This is a genomic window from Amazonocrinis nigriterrae CENA67, assembly GCF_016056305.1.
GTDB classification, from domain to species: Bacteria; Cyanobacteriota; Cyanobacteriia; order Cyanobacteriales; family Nostocaceae; genus Amazonocrinis; species Amazonocrinis nigriterrae.
The window spans coordinates 1-21,469 of the sequence record NZ_JAECZC010000107.1 but is presented as its reverse complement, the minus strand read 5'-3'; the positions used below and the strand labels follow the sequence as shown (position 1 = coordinate 21,469).

The 21,469-nt window shown below is 40.2% G+C and carries 17 protein-coding genes and 2 pseudogenes; 7 read left to right on the top strand and 12 right to left on the bottom strand.

The features are described from left to right. Positions 1 to 380: 380 nt before the first annotated feature. From I8748_RS32760 to I8748_RS32745, 4 genes are read right to left on the bottom strand one after another with little or no spacing between them, the layout of a single operon-like run. On the bottom strand, positions 381 to 1,106 hold the full coding sequence (locus tag I8748_RS32760; RefSeq protein WP_198128646.1) for a hypothetical protein: 726 nt from the start codon (positions 1,104 to 1,106) through the stop codon (positions 381 to 383). A gap of 36 nt (positions 1,107 to 1,142) precedes the next feature. Next, the gene (locus tag I8748_RS32755) at positions 1,143 to 1,967 is read right to left on the bottom strand and encodes a S1 family peptidase (RefSeq protein ID WP_198128645.1); all 825 of its coding nucleotides are present in this window, start codon (positions 1,965 to 1,967) and stop codon (positions 1,143 to 1,145) included. A 7-nt stretch (positions 1,968 to 1,974) separates the two neighbouring features. Next, entirely contained in the window at positions 1,975 to 2,778 is an 804-nt protein-coding gene (locus I8748_RS32750; RefSeq protein ID WP_198128644.1) for a S1 family peptidase, read from the bottom strand. A 37-nt stretch (positions 2,779 to 2,815) separates the two neighbouring features. Continuing rightward, entirely contained in the window at positions 2,816 to 3,385 is a 570-nt protein-coding gene (locus tag I8748_RS32745) for a COP23 domain-containing protein (protein ID WP_198128643.1), read from the bottom strand. Between the two features lie 810 nt (positions 3,386 to 4,195). Here I8748_RS32745 and I8748_RS32740 point away from each other — a divergent pair. From I8748_RS32740 to I8748_RS32730, 3 genes are all read left to right on the top strand, one after another. Next, complete coding sequence (locus tag I8748_RS32740; RefSeq protein WP_198128660.1) at positions 4,196 to 5,404, top strand: proton extrusion protein PcxA; 1,209 nt, start codon at positions 4,196 to 4,198, stop codon at positions 5,402 to 5,404. A gap of 54 nt (positions 5,405 to 5,458) precedes the next feature. Further along, complete coding sequence (locus I8748_RS32735; protein ID WP_198128642.1) at positions 5,459 to 6,181, top strand: cyclase family protein; 723 nt, start codon at positions 5,459 to 5,461, stop codon at positions 6,179 to 6,181. A gap of 222 nt (positions 6,182 to 6,403) precedes the next feature. Then, positions 6,404 to 8,248, top strand: coding sequence for a hybrid sensor histidine kinase/response regulator (locus I8748_RS32730; RefSeq protein WP_198128641.1), 1,845 nt, complete (start codon positions 6,404 to 6,406; stop codon positions 8,246 to 8,248). 246 nt (positions 8,249 to 8,494) lie between these two features. On the opposite strand, the gene I8748_RS32725 is transcribed toward I8748_RS32730, so the two are convergent. Then, entirely contained in the window at positions 8,495 to 8,701 is a 207-nt protein-coding gene (locus tag I8748_RS32725) for a hypothetical protein (RefSeq protein ID WP_214662858.1), read from the bottom strand. A gap of 770 nt (positions 8,702 to 9,471) precedes the next feature. Here I8748_RS32725 and I8748_RS34805 point away from each other — a divergent pair. Together I8748_RS34805 and truB are read left to right on the top strand one after the other, a co-directional pair. After that, positions 9,472 to 9,627, top strand: a complete 156-nt coding sequence (locus I8748_RS34805; RefSeq protein WP_214662857.1) for a hypothetical protein — start codon at positions 9,472 to 9,474, stop codon at positions 9,625 to 9,627. A 65-nt stretch (positions 9,628 to 9,692) separates the two neighbouring features. Continuing rightward, positions 9,693 to 10,598 (top strand): tRNA pseudouridine(55) synthase TruB, encoded by a 906-nt coding sequence (gene truB, locus I8748_RS32720; RefSeq protein ID WP_198128639.1) that lies wholly within the window; start codon positions 9,693 to 9,695, stop codon positions 10,596 to 10,598. A 22-nt stretch (positions 10,599 to 10,620) separates the two neighbouring features. Here the strand turns inward: truB and I8748_RS32715 are convergent, their stop codons facing one another. The 7 genes from I8748_RS32715 to I8748_RS34800 all read right to left on the bottom strand — a co-directional run bounded on the left by I8748_RS32715 (position 10,621) and on the right by I8748_RS34800 (position 17,803). Beyond that, positions 10,621 to 10,917, bottom strand: a complete 297-nt coding sequence (locus I8748_RS32715; RefSeq protein ID WP_198128638.1) for a hypothetical protein — start codon at positions 10,915 to 10,917, stop codon at positions 10,621 to 10,623. A 143-nt stretch (positions 10,918 to 11,060) separates the two neighbouring features. Beyond that, the gene (locus I8748_RS32710; RefSeq protein WP_198128637.1) at positions 11,061 to 13,181 is read right to left on the bottom strand and encodes a TonB-dependent receptor plug domain-containing protein; all 2,121 of its coding nucleotides are present in this window, start codon (positions 13,179 to 13,181) and stop codon (positions 11,061 to 11,063) included. A 258-nt stretch (positions 13,182 to 13,439) separates the two neighbouring features. Then, on the bottom strand, positions 13,440 to 14,360 hold the full coding sequence (locus tag I8748_RS32705) for a tetratricopeptide repeat protein (RefSeq protein ID WP_198128636.1): 921 nt from the start codon (positions 14,358 to 14,360) through the stop codon (positions 13,440 to 13,442). Positions 14,361 to 14,664: 304 nt separating this feature from the next. Then, a complete protein-coding gene (gene petJ / locus I8748_RS32700; RefSeq protein WP_198128635.1) occupies positions 14,665 to 14,997 on the bottom strand; it encodes a cytochrome c6 PetJ in 333 nt (110 codons plus the stop codon). 233 nt (positions 14,998 to 15,230) lie between these two features. Beyond that, a complete protein-coding gene (locus tag I8748_RS32695) occupies positions 15,231 to 15,725 on the bottom strand; it encodes a GNAT family N-acetyltransferase (RefSeq protein WP_198128634.1) in 495 nt (164 codons plus the stop codon). 579 nt (positions 15,726 to 16,304) lie between these two features. Beyond that, complete coding sequence (locus I8748_RS32690; protein WP_198128633.1) at positions 16,305 to 17,474, bottom strand: RpoD/SigA family RNA polymerase sigma factor; 1,170 nt, start codon at positions 17,472 to 17,474, stop codon at positions 16,305 to 16,307. Positions 17,475 to 17,599: 125 nt separating this feature from the next. Further along, on the bottom strand, positions 17,600 to 17,803 hold the full coding sequence (locus tag I8748_RS34800) for a hypothetical protein (protein WP_214662856.1): 204 nt from the start codon (positions 17,801 to 17,803) through the stop codon (positions 17,600 to 17,602). A 458-nt stretch (positions 17,804 to 18,261) separates the two neighbouring features. On the opposite strand from I8748_RS34800, the pseudogene priA reads away from it, so the two are divergent. Both priA and I8748_RS32680 read left to right on the top strand, forming a co-directional pair. Further along, positions 18,262 to 20,885: pseudogene (gene priA / locus I8748_RS32685) on the top strand (primosomal protein N'). Positions 20,886 to 20,975: 90 nt separating this feature from the next. Continuing rightward, positions 20,976 to 21,469: pseudogene (locus tag I8748_RS32680) on the top strand (helix-turn-helix domain-containing protein); the annotation flags it as partial.

The window sequence follows — 21,469 nt, the reverse complement described above, 5'->3', positions numbered from 1 at the left end:
CAGAAGGCAGAGGGCAGAGGGCTTTTATGTTTTGTTCAGAAGGGGATTCCGACCCCTCCTGAACAAGAGCCACCAAATTGAAAATTTGGTGGGGGTCTTAAACCCTTACTCACGAGCGGTCGTAGCAGAGGGCAGGAATCAGATCCCTTCTGCCTTCTGCCTCCTGCCCTCTGCCTTTCCCGATAACAAATGCGTTCGCCGAAATAACAAATGCGTTGGCGTAGCCCAACCCAAGCATCGCCATGATTGCAACAATTTAGCTTTGTTACGCCAGCGTCAACACTGCAAATCTTTGGTGGATGAAGTTTTTCTGATTTGTGTGTACATCGTAGCCTACAAGGAGAGGGGAGTAAAACTCCTCATCTTTCCATCGCCCCTGCTCACTTTGGTGCAGTACAAGAACTATTGAAACCATAGGCTTCTTGCCAGCGTTTCACGTTTCCTTTGCCAATAGGAAACACTTTAGTATCACCATTGGCAAAAGTTAAACGCGCACGAATTTCCTTTGCAGGTGCATTTCTCAGCATATTGGCAGCATCAGCATTGATCGCAAATGATGTATCGGTCATATACCAAGTACTAGAACGCTCATAGCTTGTGTTATTTTCGTATTCAGTATATGTGTAGTTGCCTTGAAAGCCTCTAGGTTTAGTATTTGGGCTGGCAGTTAGTTGCAGAATTTGACCATCAATACCTAACTCTATCATTTTGGGAACAAGTTCTTCTAAATCGGCTTTACCGTCAGTTGGCGCTGATTGCACAATCATTTTCACAAAGCACCCTTCTATTTTGCTTCCCCACAGGGAAACCATTACAAATCTACCAGGGCTGGGGCCAGCAAAAGGTTCTTTAAATAAAACTCCTAATGGATCTTCACCATGACGGTCTATGACTACTTTGCCCAAAGCTGAATCTACAAGACTATCTTTAATATCGACAACTTTATCAAATGGCAATCCTCTACCAGCCCAAGGCATTCCATTAACAGTATCAAGTTTATCTTCATCTATGCTAGTTTGTGCGATCGCGCTAGGTTGGTTTAAGTTAAATAATGCTGCAATTAATAAAAAAGTTAAAAGTTTGGATTGCAAAAATTTTTGAAACATCTTAATTACACTCTTGATATAAAACTCTTTTGATATTTAACAACGTCTGCCTGGGCAACCAAATCCTGTACTACCATCAGAACCATTAATTACAGGTGGTCGTCCTGTGATGGGTGCGGTTGGAGACGGAGGTGTCAAGCTGGTGGGAGGTATTTGTCTACTTGGCGGATTTTGGATTGCTACTCCCAAATTGCTGCCGATTTTTGAAGTCATAAAGATTTTGATGGGAATTCCCAGATTAAAACCTACTTTTTGACCATCACTATCTCTTGCACCCCTACCATGAATGCCAATCAAATCGCCATTTTCGTTCAGCACTGGCCCGCCACTCATTCCTGGATAAGTTATGTTGTCGTAAATCAAGCTATAACCTTCCTGGGGTTGAGAATTTGTGCCTACAATTTCTCCTCTAGGAACTAGTACGGTGCGGTTTTCGATTCCTCGTACTGGTTCTGGTGCGCCAGACACATAAACAGTTGTGCCTTCTTTGGCTGTATCGGAATTACCGAAGGTGGCAATTGTGTATTCTTTGTCGCTGGTAAACTCTAATACTGCTAAGTCTACGCCCGATAAGCGCTGAATTAAATTTGATTTCACTGGGTATAAGCTTTGGTCGTGAGTCTGGACTGTATAATTTCCTCCCTCTTCTACAACATGTGCATTGGTGAGAACAGTGTAAGTGTTTCCTTTGCGGTGAATTATCACCCCAGAGCCGAGTGTCGGGCCACTAATGAGTACTGTAATCTGTTTGGCTATACTAGTGACATTCTGGGCTGTTAATGTTACGGCAACTTCAGGTTGGATAAATGCGATCGCTACCCCGATAATTGCTGTTGCTAGTTGATTATCAAGCCTCATCATTTGACCTCTAATCAGCCTTATTTAACATGGGTTTATCTGGAGTTTTTGCTGGTTTTGCTATCATCTGTACTACTTTGTCTATGGGTACAGCCCAATTCAGGCGGGTAATGATTTGATGTAATCGTTCATCGGCGTTGGAACCATCCTGAAATACAGAAGGAACATCCCACAGAGGATAGGCGTGCATTCCATTCACACCGACAACTTCACCTCGATAATTCAACAATGGGCCGCCACTCATGCCATTTTGAATATCATTGGTGTAGCCCAGTTGATAACCACCTTCTAAAGGTTTGGGTAGCATTAATGAAACCTTGCCTTTGGTAAAAGCTAAGCCTTGTTCTTCAGTTCCTTCTTCAGTAGCAAGAAACCCCGCAGCGAAGACTTCATCCCCCACTGCTAAAGAAGAACTCAAGGAAGCCACAGTGTAGTTATTGCCTGTGCTTTGAAATTGCAGTAAAGCTAAATCATTTTTTCCCAAGCTGGAGCTATGAGATAAATGAGCGGTGTAAATTTTGTCATCCTCTGTTTGAATGCGATAAGGTGGTTCACCTGCTTGCAACACATGAGCATTTGTTAATACTGTATAAACCTGACCTTGATTTTTCAGCAATATTCCTGAACCTAAAAAATCTGTGGACAAGACTTTGACAGTAATTGACTGAGCTTGACGATAAAGTTTTCTCGACTGAGAAATCTTGCAACCAAAGGTGGTGCATTCGGGAAAAACACTCTCTACTGGTGCCGATGCCGATAGTTTTGTTAATAAAGTGCCAATCAAGAAAATTGGTGCGAATCTATGCCAAGCCATCTGAGTTTTTCAGTAGTTTTCTCATTTAGCGATCGCATCAGAAACTATTGCCTGAATTTTGATTCAAATCACTACTTGGCTCATCTGTAGCATTGTTTATATATGCATCAAATTCAACATTCAATGTATCCCCACCGCTTTCATTCAGTACATTTCCGGCTACCAATCCCCGACGATTCAACAGCCTCTGCACAGTAGCTTTGGCACTACTACCACGTTTGAGAGTGAACAACAAAGTACTATCTGTACAAGGAGCGTAGGAATTAGCAGCAGCACACACAACTGGTTCTCCTCTGAGCGTTCCAGTCTTAATGTACTTTAACGTGCCATTGTCATAACTTCTTTGAAATCTGCGAGAAACCTCTTGACAACGACGTTCAACTGGCCATTCCTGCGAGAAATAATCCTGGGAAATCCATCGAATCATGGGTACTTTCCTGCCATCTTGGGTACGAGCAAACGTTATCGGTATACCCTTGCTCTTTGCACAGAAGAAGGTAGTGCCTCTGGCATAGCTAGGCTGACTGATGATTGTAGTTGTGGTAGATACGGTTAGGGAAGCTATTGCAACCCCTGTTAACCCTTGACCTAAGAACCTCAATCTCATGGTTAATGCCCAAATTTCTCAAAAATATCAGAAATAATACTGAAATTGTTAAATTTTATTAATGCTTATAACTAAGTATTATTGCAGGAAACTGCCATACGTTAGTTACATCAACACTGTACTACAAATTGTGAGCTTTTGAGGTAGGAATAAATCTTCACATTGCAGCAGTGTCTTATAGCTGGATTCATCTAATTGATCAAAACTAGGGTGTGGGATGTAGGGTGTGGGGTGTAGGGAGGAGAAGAAATTGTATTTTTATACACCCCTAAGCGAAACCAATATGGGTACAGAGGTTTCCACCAAAATCTACGATTTGGTGTTCTTTAATTGCTGTTGAGAAGAAAGCTTTCCACCAATTCCACACCCCACACCCTTCTACTTGAAAGTCATATTATTAACATTTTTTTTCAAAAAATGCTTAAAAATACTTAACTAACAAAACAGGCAGTTTATTCCGCCAATATCCAGTTTTTTAGTATAATTTTTAGCTAATTACACCATTGACACACAAACTACACACTCTCTTCACAACATTGAATTAGACTCAGTGGTATTTTCTTTTGTAGAGTCGCAAGCAATTTTTATTCAATCCGACTAATCAATTTTCAGCTTTCCAAAAAAATTTACTGTGTATACCATTTATTTTTGCAGATGTGCCTATAAGAATTACACAAAATTAAATACGGTAACCGCAAATCATAACTTGTAGCTATGTGAATCACGCTTCATGAATTGAAAGTGCTGAGTCAAGATAAACGAGAGAGAGATAGAATAATCAATATTGGTAAATTTGAAATTGTGCGACCAATGAATCAATGGTTTTTAGACACGCCAGAAAGAGCGCTATTAGAAGCATACAAGGCTGCTCAAACTATTAAAAACATCGAAGCAGAATACTTTGGGCATCAAAAAATATCTGCTGAATCAGTAAATTATACTGAAAATGTTATGTCTTATTGGCAAGGATGCCTGAATCAGAACTTAACTATTATCAAAGTCAGATTGGCAGAATTTCAATTAAGTCGTTCATTACTGAATATTTCCAATTCAGCTTTGTTAGAAAAGCTTAAATTTATTGATGAAGTGGTAGACAAGTATACTTTTAGATATGAGCCAGGTAATTATAGTAATTCAGCAATAATTTCTGAAAACCAAAAAAATAATAATGGAAATAATCAACGACCAGATTCGCTGAATTTGGTTAAAGTTCAACCTATTTCTCAAAAAACAGGAGTATTACCAAGGTCTATTGGCAGAACAATTAATAAAATTAAATCTGATTTTACTCCACAGGCAGAAGAAGAGTTTGTCAGAAATTTCCAGATTTCTAGAAGACGCACTGTAACTACAATAAAATTCTTTTTAACTATAATTATTGTACCTCTTTTAACACAGCAATTATCTAAGCAGCTTTTGATAAATCCTATAGTTAAAAATATTCAAGGAGAAAATGGAACTCAAGTTTTTCTAAATTCGCAAATGCAAGAAGAAGCTTTAAGCGAGTTAAATTTATTTCAAAAAAGGCTGAAATTTCAAAACCTAATTCATCAACATCCCCCCCTTTCCCTAGAGGCTGTAGAAGAAAGTACTAAAGAGAAAGCTATTGAAATAGCTGAAGAATCTCGTCATAAAAGCAGTGATGCAATTAGTAATATTTTCGCTGATTTAATATCACTATTTGCTTTTGCCATCATCATTGTTAATAGTAAAAAAGAAATTTTAGTTGTCAAAGCTTTTATAGATGAACTTGTCTATGGTATTAGTGACAGCGCTAAGGCTTTCTTAATTATTTTATTTACAGATATATTTGTTGGATTCCACTCTCCGCATGGATGGGAAGTCCTTCTGGAAGGATTCTCAGAACATTTCGGACTGGCAGCAAATAGAAGTGTCATATTTATGTTTATTGCTACGTTTCCTGTAATTTTGGATACTATATTTAAATATTGGATATTCCGCTATTTGAGTCGGTTATCTCCTTCAGCACTAGCCACATTAAAAGAAATGAACGAGTAGGCGATAATATTAGGGATTGCAAACACTTTTATTGGTAAAAAATTTCAGGCTGGGATGATCAAATCACACAATCAACATACTATTACTTACTCACGCGTTATCCACCTCAGCCATGTAATAGACGTTGATATTCCTCAATGGCCTGGCGACCCACCAGTAGAATTTGCAACCGTTGCAGAACTTTCACAGGATGGCTATTACCTGCGGCGTTTTTCGTTGGGGGAACATAGCAGCACCCATGTGAATGCACCTAACAGTTTTCACAGTTATGGTGTGGGAATTGACCAATACTCAGCTGAATCATTGGTTGTACCTGCCATAGTGATAGATATCCATGAAGCCGCAGCAATTGATCCTGACTATGCCCTAACTATTGATGATATTCTGGTCTGGGAAGAAAAATATAATCAGATTTCTCCTGGTAGCGTAGTGCTACTTAATACTGGCTGGCAAGATAAGTGGTTGGATCAAGATAGATTTTTCAACCGAGATACTCAAGGAACTGCTCATTTTCCAGGGTTTAGCAGCGATGCTACTCACTTCCTACTGAATGAACGGCAAATTGTTGGTATAGGAATTGATACTCACGGTGTAGACCCCGGACAGGATACTAGTTTTGCTACTAACAGTCTGGTATTAGAACAACCGCGCATTGTATTAGAGAATCTCACTAATTTGGATCAACTGTCGCCTACAGGCACTACTCTGGTCATTGGGATTCTTCGGTTACGGGATGGTTCAGGTTCTCCTGCTGCTGTCTTGGCGTTAGTACCTTGAAGAAGTGCTGAGTGCTGAGTGCCTTTGTGAGTGCTGAGTGCTGAGTGGAAAGCAAGTTATTTCAAGGCTTTGAGCAATCAGCGCTGTCCTAATTGATCCCCAATCTGTTGATATTTAGTAAAGAAATTTAGATTTTATTTATATTTAATGGAGTTTAACTTTAGAATTATGTAACAAATCACAATCTAAAGTAAAAGCATATATATTGCTCCTAGTTCCTCTATGCCGGATACATGGACGCTACTTACCATTGATGATTGTGCAGCGGATCGGAAAATCTATCGTAGATTTCTGATGAAAGATCCGCACCAGTCTTATCAGGTTTGGGAGGCAGACTGTGCAGAGGATGGCATTGCTTTGTGCCAAGAAATGCACTTCGATGTCATTCTGCTGGATTTCTGTCTACCTGATATGAGTGGATTAGAACTGCTCAAAAAGCTGAAGCAGGAAATATTTAGAACTCCTGTGTCTGTGATTGTACTGACAGGACGTGGTGATGAAGAAGTCGCTGTGCAAGCGATGAAAATGGGTGCAATGGATTATTTGGTGAAGCAACAGCTAAAACCAGATGTATTACAATTAGCTGTTCGTAACGCCACTAAGCAATTGGGCTTGCAAGCCCAACTCAACAAAACTCAAGAACGACAGCGTTTAATAGCGACAACAGCTCTGCGAATTCGTCAATCTCTGGACTTAGAGCAAATTTTAAATACTGCTGTCGCAGAAGTACAGCAACTTCTCAAATGCGATCGCGTGATGGTATATCAGTTTGCCCCAGATAACACGGGTAAGATAGTTGCCTCGTCAGCCCAATCATGCGATGTTGTATTGCTGGGCGATCGCATAGACATTCAGAAAGTGGCTACTCCCACTCCAAAGGAAAAGCCTAAAGATCAAGTAGCATCTCTTGCAGAGAATCGCATTCCACATTTGTGCTACGAGGAAACAGCAGGTGGAACTGAGGACTGGTGTCTGGAAACTAAGGACTGGGTAGCAGAGGAAGCAGAGAGTAACTATTCCCCATTACCAATTCCCAATTCCCCATTACCAATTCCCAATTCCCAATTCCCAATTTCTTCTAACCGAGCAATTTCTTATGTGTATGAAGCTGGCTTGAGTAATTGCTATGACAGGCTGACAGAGCAATTTCACACTAAAGCCCACCTAGTAGTTCCGATTAATTTAAATAACAATGGAAAGCCAACGCCGAAGCCTTGGGGGTTGTTGATTGCCTATCACAGTATAGAGGAGCGTCAGTGGCAAGCTGATGATGTGGAAATGCTCTATGAGGTTTCGGTGCAACTAGCGATCGCAATTCAGCAGGCTGAATTACTAACCCAAACTCAAACAGCACTACAGAAAGAAAAGCAACTAAATGCATTTAGATCCCAAATCATTGGGACAGTTTCCCACGAATGTCGAACACCGTTAACTTCAATTTTGGCTGCTGCATCAACTCTGGTAAAGTATCGCTACCAACTAGATGAATCTAAACAAGAGAGATTCATGCAAATTATTGAGCAGAAAGCAAGGTATATGTCCAAACTCGTGGATAATATGCTTTTAGTTAATCAATTTGAGTTGGATAAAGCTAAGTTTAAACCAATCCCCCTAGATTTATTGCAATTTTTCTCGGATCTCATAGAACAAGAGCAAGAAACATTGGGCGAGCGTCACGAAGTAATTTTTAAAATTACAGGAAATTACAAAGGTTTCTGGGGCGATCGCGGTCTTTTGCAACAAATCTTTGTAAATTTAATGTCCAATGCCATTAAATATTCCCCCAATGGGGGTATTGTAGAGTTCCACCTGATGGGCAAAGAATCACAGGTGATGTTTCACATCCAAGATCAAGGAATTGGTATACCGATTGCAGATCAGAAAAACTTGTTTCAATCCTTTAGTCGTGGCAGTAATGTTGATACAATCCCTGGTACAGGCTTAGGGCTGGCGATCGCTAAAGCCTGTGTCGAGTTACACGGTGGTGATATTACCTTGTTCAGCCAACTGGGCCAAGGAACTAAAGTTACAGTTAGCTTACCTAAGCGGCTTCCTACTGGTTCTTAGTTGTTTATTAAGTATTAATAATTTTGCTTTCAGGTATTATCTGAGTAGAGCCAGTGCAGCCACAAAGCTGAAGATTTATATTTTTAGGTTTCTACTGCTTATCAGCCCCTACAACCCTCAAGCAAGTAGGGAAGATTGTAAATATAGCCGTTTCATATAGGTTAGGACAGTGCTGATTGCTCAAAGCTTTTAAATAACCGGGTTTATAGTCAGCAAGCAGCACCTTGCTACAAGTACTTTCAATTATTACCAACTACCCGTAGTGTACGCTGTAATTGTATCTACAGATATATCTGCCAAAAGCTCTTCTAGATTATCATCAAAAATCTCATTTTCTATTTCACTTGATTGGTCTTCATATACTTCATCAGCTTGAGCTATATTGTACAAATCATTAATTTCGATATCAGACATAAATCCTCCTATTGATTGAACTGATTGAGTTATTTCCATAGCTAATACCAATTGTTAATTCAAAATTAACAATTCAGAAATTCACAATAAATCTGGTTTTTTGGGCTTGAAACTGTTTAGTAAATTTGAATTGACAAAGATTTCCTAATCAAAGCGGACTGCTTCATTATGGATTAGCCATGAACTGCTTGTACTAATTCGTAGTTCAGCAGTTTATTTCTTAATAAAATAAGACATTCTTTCCTTATTTGGGATTAGAGCGTCTAAGCTGAAAAATTTTGTAAAAGACCCTGCTCAAATTCTTAGTTGGAATCAGTCCAAAAAATTTACTTATCAATTGTTGAACCACTATCTATTTAATACATCAACTTACAATATACAAACAAGCTAGTAAAGCCTTTAAATAAAAAATCTACTTTTCTTACTTTTCCTACTTTTCCTACTTTTCCTTATGGCTGCTTTTCCCACTTTTATTACTTTTAATGTTTAAAAGTTTCACGCGATCGCCAAAGCCATAAGCTAAAACAGATGTAGTTTGCATACTTATTTTTTAGGTTCGCCAACAGTCAAGAGTTAAAAGTCAATAATTGTTCTGGACTCTGGAATGTGTGACTTTTGACTGCTTTAACGAGAGAATATCCAATTGAAATGCGTACCAGCTGATTGCAAACTTTTGAAATATTATTATATCAACCATAGCTAATTCGTAAACTTTACTGTTGTTAATAAACTCACTAAAACTCGCTAGTGAGTTTCTTTTGTTGAAAGTTTTGAAAGTGTTAGTGTTAAAACTTATACCAATTTGAAAAATGATTGCGACAGATGGAAGACTGGTAGGGGCGGGTTTAAAAATTTTATCAATGATTAATGATGATCTCGGTGAACCCGCCCCTACTGAGTTTCATAATCTAAAATCTAAAATCCAAAATGGTATTGCGTTACTTGAAACGTGTAGAGGAATTTAAAAGCTAGAACGGGAACCGTTATAGTATCTATGACTCTGAATTGGCTGAAGGTTGAACATAGACTAATGGTTGAAAAAATTGATTTGACGTTATCTCAAGGTTTTCTCAACTTAAACAAGCCATTTGGCTGGACTTCCCACGACTGCGTAGCACGGGTGCGAAAGCTGTTGCGCCTCAAACGTGTAGGACATGCAGGAACGTTAGATCCAGCGGCAACAGGGGTGTTACCGATCGCACTTGGTAAAGCCACAAGGCTATTACAATATCTACCAGGGGAAAAAGCTTACAAAGCTACTATCCGTCTGGGTGTGCGTACCACAACAGATGATTTGCAAGGTGAAATTATTACTTCTTGTCCTTGCACTGCATTGAGTTTTGCAGATGTGAAAACTGCATTATTACAATTTCAGGGTAAAATTGAGCAAATTCCACCTATTTACAGTGCAATTCAAGTCGAAGGGAAACGCCTGTATGACTTAGCACGCCAAGGCGAAACAGTAGAAGTGCCAAGTCGCATAGTAGAAGTTTTTCAAATAGAAATTTTGGACTGGCGGGAAGGGGATTTTCCCGAATTAGATGTTGCGATCGCTTGTGGTGCTGGTACATATATTAGAGCGATCGCTCGTGACTTAGGTACAGTTTTATCAACCGGCGGTACTCTCGCCGCCTTGACACGCACCCAAAGCAGTGGCTTTGACTTAGCAGATAGTCTCACCTTAAACGAATTAGAAGCACAACTGCAAGCAGGGACATTTCAACCAACTTCTCCAGATGCAGCTTTGCAACATTTATCATCTGTTAATTTACCAGCAACGTCTGCTCAAAAATGGTGTCAAGGTCAAAAAATTAATATAACTGTGGATGTTTCTGGTACAGTGCGAGTTTATGATGAACAGACTCGCTTTTTAGGTATTGGGCAACTACAAGATGAAGTGTTAATTCCGCAAATGGTGTTTGAACCAATTTCGTAAAACTGTTTTCAAATTGGTATCATCACTCCCAAGTAGACACATCTCGCAGCACATCAGGAATTTGCCCTTGAGATTGGGGAAACTCCAGCATGGTTTCTCGATAACCCAAATATCCAGACTCAGCAAACGACAAAAGCATTCGCGCCAACGCTAGCCAAACCTCCGGCTCATATTCCCAATCACCATAACGCGAAGCTCGACCAGCAATTGAACGTAGCGCCCAAAAATAAGAATTTCTGACCACAGAACCGCCTTTTTTAAACTCTGGCAAATCTTCGTGGTGCAGAAAAAGCACTTGATTTTCAATTCTGGCTCTCATATTAGCAATTGTAATTGATAGTTAAACTTATCTCCTGCCTGAAAGGGGTAAAATTTCGGGCTACTTTGTTAGTTGTCAGTTGTCAGTTGTTTTTACTACTAACAACTGACAACTGACCACTGACGACTCACTCCTAACTTTTACTACAAATTCGAGGTTAAACCGAGGCGGAAAGTAAACCCAGGACTATAGATACGATTAACTCGCTCATACTGCTCATCTAGTAAATTTTCTAAATAAACACTCAGTCCTAAATTGCTAGTGAGAGGTATACGACCGCTGAAGTCTAAATTGAAGAAAGATGGCGCAAAATCTGTAGTCTTATCACCCGCTGATGTGTTAGCAAAAACAGATCTGCGAGCGCCACTGTTATAAGTAGCATACAAATTAGCCTGCCAACCTGAATTTTGATAACCTACACCAACTTGCAGTAAAGAGTAAGGAATTAAGCCTAATTGTAAACCTCTTTCTGGGCCTGTTTTGATTTGAGCGTCTGTATAAGTGTAGTTGAGAAAAGTTGACCAACTAGAGGCAATTTTTAGTTGTAAAGCTGCTTCTAAACCATTGGTATCTACTAATCCAATGTTTACCCACCTTCCAGATAAAACTCCTAAGCGATTATCTAGACTGCTGCCAAAGTATGTAAATTGTCCTCTCAAATTATCTGAGAAATTAATATCTACTCCCGCAGTCCAAGAAGAACCTGTTTCTGGCTCTAAATCCGGGTTAGGTTCCCAACCATGAACTGTATCATAAACATATAACTGATCCAATCCAGGATTGCGCTGTCCTCCTGCCCAACTTCCACGCACAGCAAAGTTTGGGCTGACGGCATAACGTAAACCAGCACTTGGATTTAAATAATTTCCAAACTGTCCATCAAAGCTTTGTCTTAGCCCTAAATCTAACTGAAAATTATCACTAAAGTTGAAAGTATTAACAGCAAACAATGCTGTATTAAACACACTCCTATCTTCAGTTCCGTTATTGATGCTTCTACTAGGGTTATTACTTAAAACATCACCATTTAAATCGGTGTTTTTTAAATCTAATCCCCAGCGCAACTTATTATTTGAGCTAAGTTGCCACTCATGGTCTACTCTAGCTGTCAATTGTTGTGTATCTAAAACACCTGTACGGTAATAATTGCCTGAAGGGCCGTAGGTACTAAAATAATCTTGGTTATAACCAATTGAGGTTGTCAAATTAGAAGTTTCCCCATTACCTAACCGAGTTTTCCAAGATAAGCCAACATTCAAGCCATCATGGTCTAGTCTGTCTCTTTGAAGAGCAGTAGGGCTTCCAAAGTAAATTAAACCTCTACGACTGCTGAGTTTAGTAATATCTAAATTCAAAGAGTTTCTCGGATTTAAATCTAAACCAATACTACCAAAATAAGTATTTGTAGCTGTGTCTGCGTTGCTTAAAAAGCCCTGGTCATTACGATTCGTCGCACCTACGGGAATACGATAACGGTTATCTATAAAGTATCTTTCAAAGCTGAAGTTGTACTTGACTGCGCCAGATGAACCGCCATAAGTTACTTGTTGATTATTTAAGTTTAAAGAGCCAAATTCTAGACTACCAGTTAATTTAGGTGGGCCATAACCTTGTTTAGTAATGATATTCACAACTCCACCAAAGGCTGAGGAACCATACAACGCAGAGGATACACCGCTATATAACTCCACTCGTTCAATGGACTCTACAGGAATACTATTTAAGTCAGTTCCACCATGATAGATGTTAACATTGGTGTTAATTTGTCTACCATTAATCAGAAATACAGACTGATTAATTGAGGCTCCTCGATAGTAAGTACCTGTGTGAATATCTGCACCGTGACCTACGTCATTGATAGTAAAACCAGGCATTCTTTTTAAGACATCAGCTACGCTTGTAGCACCCTGTTTTTGAATTTCATCTTTCTCAATGACATAAATGGGAGTAGAATTAGGTACAGGGTCTTGTTCTCCGATCGCTTCTATATTAATATCTGCATCATCTGTAGTAGTTGGCTCTGTTTGGTCTTGTGCATCTGGTTGAGTTTCTTGTTCAGCATCATCCGGTGCAGGTTCTTGAGTTAACAATTCAGCACTAATGATAGGTAGCGCGATTTCACTCAAACTCTGAATATCAGAAGTTACTCTAGATTTATTAGAATTTTTCTGCTCAATATCAATATCAGTATCAGCAGCCAAAGTAGGAAAAGCTATCAGTAAACTTAGTAAAGCAACTGGTAGCAACCAAAAAGACTTGTTCACGTTCTTTCTCACACCTAGTAAAAACAGTCACTAGGCGATATTGTTGCTGTTTAAGGAAAATTATGTCAAAAGACATATTGTCATATTTCACCAAGCGCAAGGCAGGAGGTGATACCGTTTACTTTAAATCTGATGAGATGGCAAGCTTTCAAAGAGCAGAGGAGCAGGGGAGATGAGGGAGCAGGGGGAGCAGGGGGAGCAGGGGAGCAGAGGAGATGAGGGAGATAAAACAAATTCCAATGCCCCATGCCCTATTTTCTAAAGAAGAGCGATTACATTTACAAACTTTAATTGGTGTTGCACATTCTTAAGTAAATCTAAAGTTTTTTGGTAAGCAACATGCTGGCCTTGGTGTCCAAAGTATTCAGATGCGGTTTTTAAATCAGCGATCGCTCTTTGATAATATCCTAAGCGGTATCGAGCCAATCCCCGGTTAACATAGGCTAGGGCATTGCTTGGGTTTAGCCTGATGGCTTCAGAAAAATCGCGCACTGCACCAAGGTCATCGCCGTTTCTACCGTAAGCACAACCCCGGTTAAAGTATGCTCTATAATCTTGAGAATTGAGATGAATTGCCTGATTAAAATCGAGCATTGCTTTTTCTAAGTTTTGCAACTTTAAATAAGCCAAGCCTCTGTCATTGTAAATATCTGTAACGGTTACATTCAGGGCTGGGGAAATTAGAGTTAATGTTCGATTAAAATCATCAATTGCCGCTAAATCGTAACCCGCTCCGCTCAGAGCTAAGCCCCGATTATAGTATGCTCGAAAATCAGCAGGCTGAAGTGCGATCGCTTGATTATCGTCAGCAATGGCATCTGAAAAATTCTTTTGTCTATAATAAGCGAGTCCGCGGTTGAGATATGCCTCAATATTTTTAGGTGCAAAATTTATGGCTTGAGTACAATCAGCGATCGCTTGGTGGTAATCTTGTAAATGGAAGTAAGCAAGACAGCGATCGCTATAAGCTACAGCAAAATCTTCTTTGATTTGAATGGCTTGATTGAAATTCTCTATTGCTTGGTGATAATTACCCTGCTGCATTTTATCTACACCCAAATTTAAGAAGTCACTTGATGTAGTTTGGGCAATTATCATCGGTAATGCATTTGCGCTGGGATTGCAAACTAGAAATACAGCAATCATTAGACTGAGAAAAATTCGCCATAAATCAGTCATAATACCAAGTTGGGATGAGTACTACTGTTTAGGATTTCGAGAATTGCCCTCTGCTAAAAACTCTTAATCTCAAATCTCAAATCTAAAATTGGTATATGCACTGTAATTAACAATTTTATCAAAAATAAAATTAGCGGGACAAAAAGCCCCGCAAATCATGAATTTTTGAACCTAGAAGTTAGTTGAGAAACTTACCAAGAATCTAAATAAACAAATATCCTCTTGTCATTGCTCTAACTTACTGTTAACAGTCAACAGTCATCAGTCAACAACTTCAAGTCAGATAATTATTTCTTGAAAGTCCTTACTTCCAGTCTTTATCTGCTTGTTCAAGCACATAAGCAGCTACATCTTCAATTTGGTTAGGTTTTAGACGACCTTTGAAGGCAGGCATGGCATTTTTACCATTGGTAACTTGGGTAATAATAGCCTCTGCTGAGTACAGACCATACTTTTCTAAAGCGTCCTTCTTCAAAGACTTCTCAGCTTTCACCAAATTCTTACCACCTGCATGACAAGAAGCGCAATTAGCACTAAAGATTTTGGCTCCACTAGCAGCATCTGCTAAAGCCGGACTACTGAAGGCAAAGGTAAAGATGGTTATGCCCAACAGTAATATTGAAAGAATCTTTTTCATTGAGTGTTTCCTCTGCAACAAAGGCGTATTCAATAGAATAGCCACTATAATTCTGCTGTGAGCCGCAGCCATAGTCAAATGACAATCTGTCAAACTTATCCCCAAAGATTGATGTTGAATAAAAGATTAAGAATGACAACTCTTTGTGTCTTTGTCTATTTTGTAGTTTTTTACCATAAAGGCACAGAGGCACAAAGTATTTTCTGTTGAATTTCAAATTTCATCCTTTATCTTTATCGTTTAGCTGCTAATTGGGTGAGCGCTTCTTCCGTAACGCGACAGATTCGCCAATCATCTAATATGGATGCTCCCATGCTGCGGTAAAATGCTTGGGCTGGTTCATTCCAATCCAACACACTCCATTCTAAACGCCCACAATTTCTCTCTACAGCTATTTGGGCTACTTTTTTAAGAAGAGCTTTTCCAATACCTTGGCGTCTATATTCTGGTAGAACAAACAAATCTTCAAGATATATTCCTGGTTTGGTTAAAAATGTGGAATAGTTGTGAAAAAATAAGGCAAATCCAACAGCTTGCCCTGCATATTCTGCTAGGATTACCTCAACATATCTTGGGGAGCCAAATAAATGTTCTTCGAGGGCTAGAACATTGCCGGTTACGGCATGAGATAATTTTTCATACTCTGCCAGCCCCTTAATTAGCTCAAACACTACGTTGCTATCAGATGGTTCAGCAAAACGTAAAATCAAATCGCTACCTGAAGTCATTAGTATCTAGTCTAAAGTCCATAGTCATAGTCTATAGTCAAATGTGTAATGTTTTTGACTATAGACTATAGACAAATGACTAACAACTAAATACAAAATGAAAACTGATACCATTGTGGATTTTTGGTTGCACCTTGGAAGCGCTGAAAGCACAATTTAGATTTGAGATTGGGAATTAATCACCTGCAATCATTTTGCAAATTGGTATGAGTTTTCTAAATACCTAAATAGTGGCTTGCTGGTGGTTAGGATGTAAATATATACAAATTCAAGCCCTTAATATCGTGTCCGGTTAAAGACTTATTATGAATACTGCAAGGGAGCAGGGGAGAAAGAGTGCAGGGGAGAGGATTTTAAGGTTTCTGTACACATACTCCCAATTATAAGTAATAAGCGCGAACGTGATATAAATCCTTAAGGGAGCTAACCGAATCATACCAGATTGGCATAGATACGAATAAGATGTGTAATCTCAAATCCTCAATCTAAAATCCAAAATTGGTATCATGGGTTGCACTGATCTCAAGCCACATAATTTAACCCTGTGGTTAATTTAATCGGTCACATTAAATGTAACTTTTAAATTAACCAACCTTTTAAGCGTTTGGCGATATGAGGACGACGCAATTTACGCATGGCTTTGCTTTGAATTTGTCGCACTCGTTCACGGGAGAGATTGAACATATTGCCAACTTCTTCCAATGTGCAAGGTTCACTAGTAGTCAAGCCATAACGCAAAGAAATTACGTCTTTCTCCCTTGGTGTTAATACGTCGCCTAAGACTTCCCAAATCTCCTGACGCATCATGTTTTCGTTCATTTTTGCTTCTGGAGAGAGGTTATCTTCATCTTCTAGCAAATCCATCAATTCTGTGTCTTCTTCTTTACCGACACGGTGGTTGAGGGATAGTGCTTGACGGCGTAGTTGTTGTAGTTGGCGTAGTTGTTGGACATTGATTTCCAAAGCCTCCGCCATTTCGACTTCGGAGGGATTTCGACCGAGTTTTTGTTTGAGTTCTCGCTGTGCTTTTTTAAGTTTGTTAAGTTTTTCTACAATGTGGATCGGTAAACGAATTGTTCGCGCATCATTAGCGATCGCTCTTGTTATCGCTTGTCTAATCCACCAATAGGCGTAGGTAGAAAACTTGTATCCTTTATCGGGATCAAACTTTTCTGTAGCACGGTTTAAACCCATTGCTCCTTCTTGGATTAAATCCAGAAAAGGTACTCCGCGATTCAGATATCGCTTGGCAATTGATACTACCAATCTCAAGTTCGAGCGAATCATTTTGCGTTTGGCAACTCGACCTTGATATAAGCGATTTTCTAGTTGCTTCTCTGTCATTTCTAACTGAGAAGCTATTTGTAACTTGCTAGGTTGCTGTCCCAGTTCTAATTGCAAAGAAGCTTGGATTTCCCTCACTTCTTCTAGAAATCTGACTCGCCGCGCTAATTCTACTTCTTCATCAGGTTTTAGCAACGGGTAACGCGCCATTTCTTTAAAAAACGCGCCGACAGCATCATCATGCTCGGTTTTATTGTATCCTGAAGGCCTGGCTGCCGCCATTTCATCCCCATCACGTTCCTCTGATTCCAGAGTTTCCGCTACTGGGGATTCTTCCTCCATCACTGGTTCTAGAATATCGAGTAATTGTTCTTCATTTTCGGCAGTATTCTCCAGTATTTCCATTGTTCCCAATTCAGCAATGTTCATAGTTTCCTTTAGGGATTGTTGCTTTGTTTGGTACATAATTTTAGTGACAGCTACTTGCTTGAAGCTTGGTAGTTTTCCCTAAGAAACAGATGCACCTTTCCAACCGCAAACTATAAGTTTCTGCTAATTGCTCTGTAGCAGTAAAAATCAATCTCTAGCTGTCATTTTTTGGTTCTGCTAGATAGAACCTCTAACAAATACTGGTTTTTGCACCCAAAAACTATCTTCTCAGGTTCTAACAGATATACAGATATATTTTTTATTTTTTTATTAATCCCCAAATCTGTCAAACCCCTGCAATCTTGCTCAACTTTAACAAAGATAAAGAACTCAGGTAAATCTCCCGCAACATCTTGAAAAAACATATAGTTTTATAAATTTTTTCAGCTTTAGGTTTTGGGAGTTGTTGGAGTAGTAGCGATTTTGGTTTTGGGGTTCTATGTTTCTCCTAACTTTTATTACATGGCACTAATTGAGCAATTTAATTTTCTGAAATCTTTTGTTTGTATAAAAGCATCTCATATACACAAAGCATTGAATATCTATCAAGAGGCGGAAAAAGGGCTATGCCAGAGTTAGTAGATAGACAACCTATTTCAGAAATAGCCAAGGAGAAGTTTTGTTTTTTATAGCGGACTGAAAATATTTATTGCACGTAAGGGTAATATCAATTTGTCTGGGAGATTACATAAGAGGAAACTTATCAAGTATTATGAAGGATAAAAGTATTGTGAAATACAGTTTACATTGAACTAAGAAAAAAGTTAAATTTGTGCAAGCTAAGTGAAGAAACTACAAATATTTATCATAAAAGTTAGTAACTATGTATATAAATGACATAAATTTACCCAATTTTGTGGTTGCTGAGCCAGGAGAATCTTATCAGTCAGCGAAAAGTGTAAATCGCTGGGTAGAAGTGCTGGTAGACTTTCCAGGAAGCTCAGGATTATTTACATACAAATTACCCGCACACTTAGAAATCAAACCAGGTGATATCTTAAGTGTGCCATTTGGGGCACAGCAACTAGGAGCGATCGCCATTCGTTTGTTGACACAACCAAATGTCGATTTACCACCAGAAAAAATCCGGGAAGTGGAAGATGTAGTTAGTAGAGGATTTTTCCAGAACACTTATTGGGAATTATTAAATCGAGTCGCCGCATATTACTATACGCCTTTAATTCAGGTGATCCGGGTAGCATTGCCACCAGGTTTATTAGGGCGATCGCAACGTCGCATTCGTTTGTCACGCACATTACAACAGCAAGAAACAAAAAAAACAAAAGACAATTTATCCCATCCTCAACTTTTATCTTCCTCACCTTTCCTTAGTCCAACTGCACAGCAAATTTTAGGAATTTTGCAAGCACAAGTAGCAGGAGACTATAGTTTTGCCTACCTGCAACAAAAAGTCAAATCTGCCTATCGAGGAGTCAGGGAGTTGTTGCGATTGGGTTTAGTAGAAAGTTACTTAGAACCACCGCGACCAACTCGGCCAAAACTCCAAAAAGCAGTGACCTTAATCGGGATTAATGACCAAGATTTAACTACACGTCAAAGAGAAATTTTGGAAGTCTTGCGACGACGTGGTGGTGAGGTGTGGCAAAATGAATTATTGCAAATTTGCAATACCAGTTCCTCTACCCTCAAGACGATGGCCCAAAAGGGTTACATTGTTATCGAGGAAAGAGAAGTATTACGAAGCGAACAGAGTCCAGCATTAGCTCAAGACCAACCAAAGTCTTTAAATTCTGCACAAGGCAATGCTTTAGCAAGTATACAAGAGCTAGATGGATTTGCTCAAGTTTTGTTGCATGGGATCACAGGTTCCGGTAAAACAGAGGTATATCTGCAAGCGATCGCACCTCTACTCAAAGCTGGTAAATCTGCCCTTGTCTTAGTACCAGAAATTGGACTGACACCGCAATTAACAGACCGTTTCCGCGCCCGCTTTGGCAATAAAGTCAGCGTTTATCACAGCGCCCTTTCCGAAGGTGAACGTTACGATACTTGGCGACAAATGCTGACAGGAGACTCTCAAGTCGTCATTGGGACTCGCAGCGCCATATTCGCCCCCTTACCCAACTTGGGTTTAATCATCTTAGACGAAGAACACGACAGCAGCTTCAAGCAAGATTCACCTATCCCCACCTACCACGCCCGCACCGTCGCCCAGTGGCGTAGCGAGTTAGAAAACTGTCCTTTAGTCTTGGGTTCTGCTACGCCTTCATTGGAAAGTTGGCTGAGTGTGGGAGTGCAGGGGAGCAGGGGAGCAGGGGAGATGGGGAAAAATTCCTCACTCCTAACTCCTCACTCCTAACTCCTAACTCTCCACTCCCTACTCCCCACTCCCCACTCCCCACTCACTACTTATCATTACCCGAACGCATCAATTCCCGCCCTTTACCGCCGGTGGAAGTGGTAGATATGCGACGGGAGTTGCAGGAGGGAAACCGCTCTATATTTAGTAAGTCGTTACAAGAAGCTTTAGAACAACTGCAAGAAAGACGACAACAGGGGATTTTATTTATCCATCGGCGGGGACACAGCACCTTTGTATCTTGTCGCAGTTGTGGGTATGTCTTGGAATGCCCCCATTGTGATGTGTCGTTATCGTATCACCATACCGAAGCGGGTGCGCCGCAATTATTGCGTTGTCACTACTGTAATTATGGGCGATCGCATCCCCAACATTGCCCTGAATGCAGTTCTCCTTACCTTAAATTCTTTGGTAGCGGTACTCAGCGAGTTGCACAGGAATTATCACGACAGTTCCCCCAATTGCGTTACATCCGCTTTGATAGCGATACCACCCGCAACAAAGGCGCACACCGCACCCTACTAACTCAGTTTGCTAACGGGGAAGCAGAGTTATTAGTAGGTACGCAAATGCTGACTAAAGGTTTAGATTTGCCCCAAGTGACACTTGTGGGCGTTGTCGCCGCTGATGGACTGCTGCATTTATCAGACTACCGCGCCAGCGAACGAGCATTTCAAACTTTGACGCAAGTAGCTGGACGTGCTGGGAGAGGCGACGATCCTGGTAGAGTAATTGTGCAAACTTACACCCCAGACCATCCAGTCATTGAAGCAGTAAAACAACATGATTATCAATCTTTTTCGCAAGCGGAATTAGAACAACGACAAGCACTTAATTATCCCCCCTACGGCAGGTTAATTTTATTACGCTTGAGTAGCCTTGATCCCATCCAAGTGCAAAATACAGCCCAAACAATTGCCACAGCTTTGAGTGCTAAACAAGGATTCGAGATATTAGGCCCTGCGCCAGCTAGTATAGTGCGGGTAGCTAACCGTTATCGCTGGCAAATATTACTCAAATTTGCCCCCGATGCACTACCAGAATTACCAGATTGGGAAGAAGTGCGATCGCTTGCCCATGATTCTGTCAGTTTAACAATAGATGTAGACCCATTAAATATTATGTAGTGATTAGGATGACTGATGACAGTCATCAACAAGTAGTAGCGCGACCGGGCTAAAATAGTGCATTAGATGTAGCAGAAACAGACAAAGAAAATGGGACGTGGACGAACAAACAAGATTCGCTTAAGTGCAGAACAAAGACAACACTTGGAAGCGCTCAGCCGTAATGGTCATGCACCAGTGAAAAAAATTCTGCACGCACGTGTACTGATCATGTCGGATGAGGGTGAATATGGGCAGCAACGCTGGAATGACCAGCAGATAGGGGCAGCACTAGGATTACATCGTAATAGCGTTGCCCGCATCCGCTCATCATTTTTAGAGCAAGGAGAACAAGCAGCCCTCAACCGCAAGCCGCGTCAGACACCACCCGTGCCACAGAAATTAGATGGAGAAAAACAGGCGCATCTGATAGCTATATGCTGTTCACCACCGCCGGATGGTAGGACTCGTTGGACGATGAAGTTATTAGTAGACGAACTCAAAGCGCGAAGTATCGTCACGCAAATAGGTCGTGAGACTGTGCGATGTACACTCAAAAAAACGAATTGCGCCCGTGGAAAAAGCAGCGTTACTGTATTCCCGAA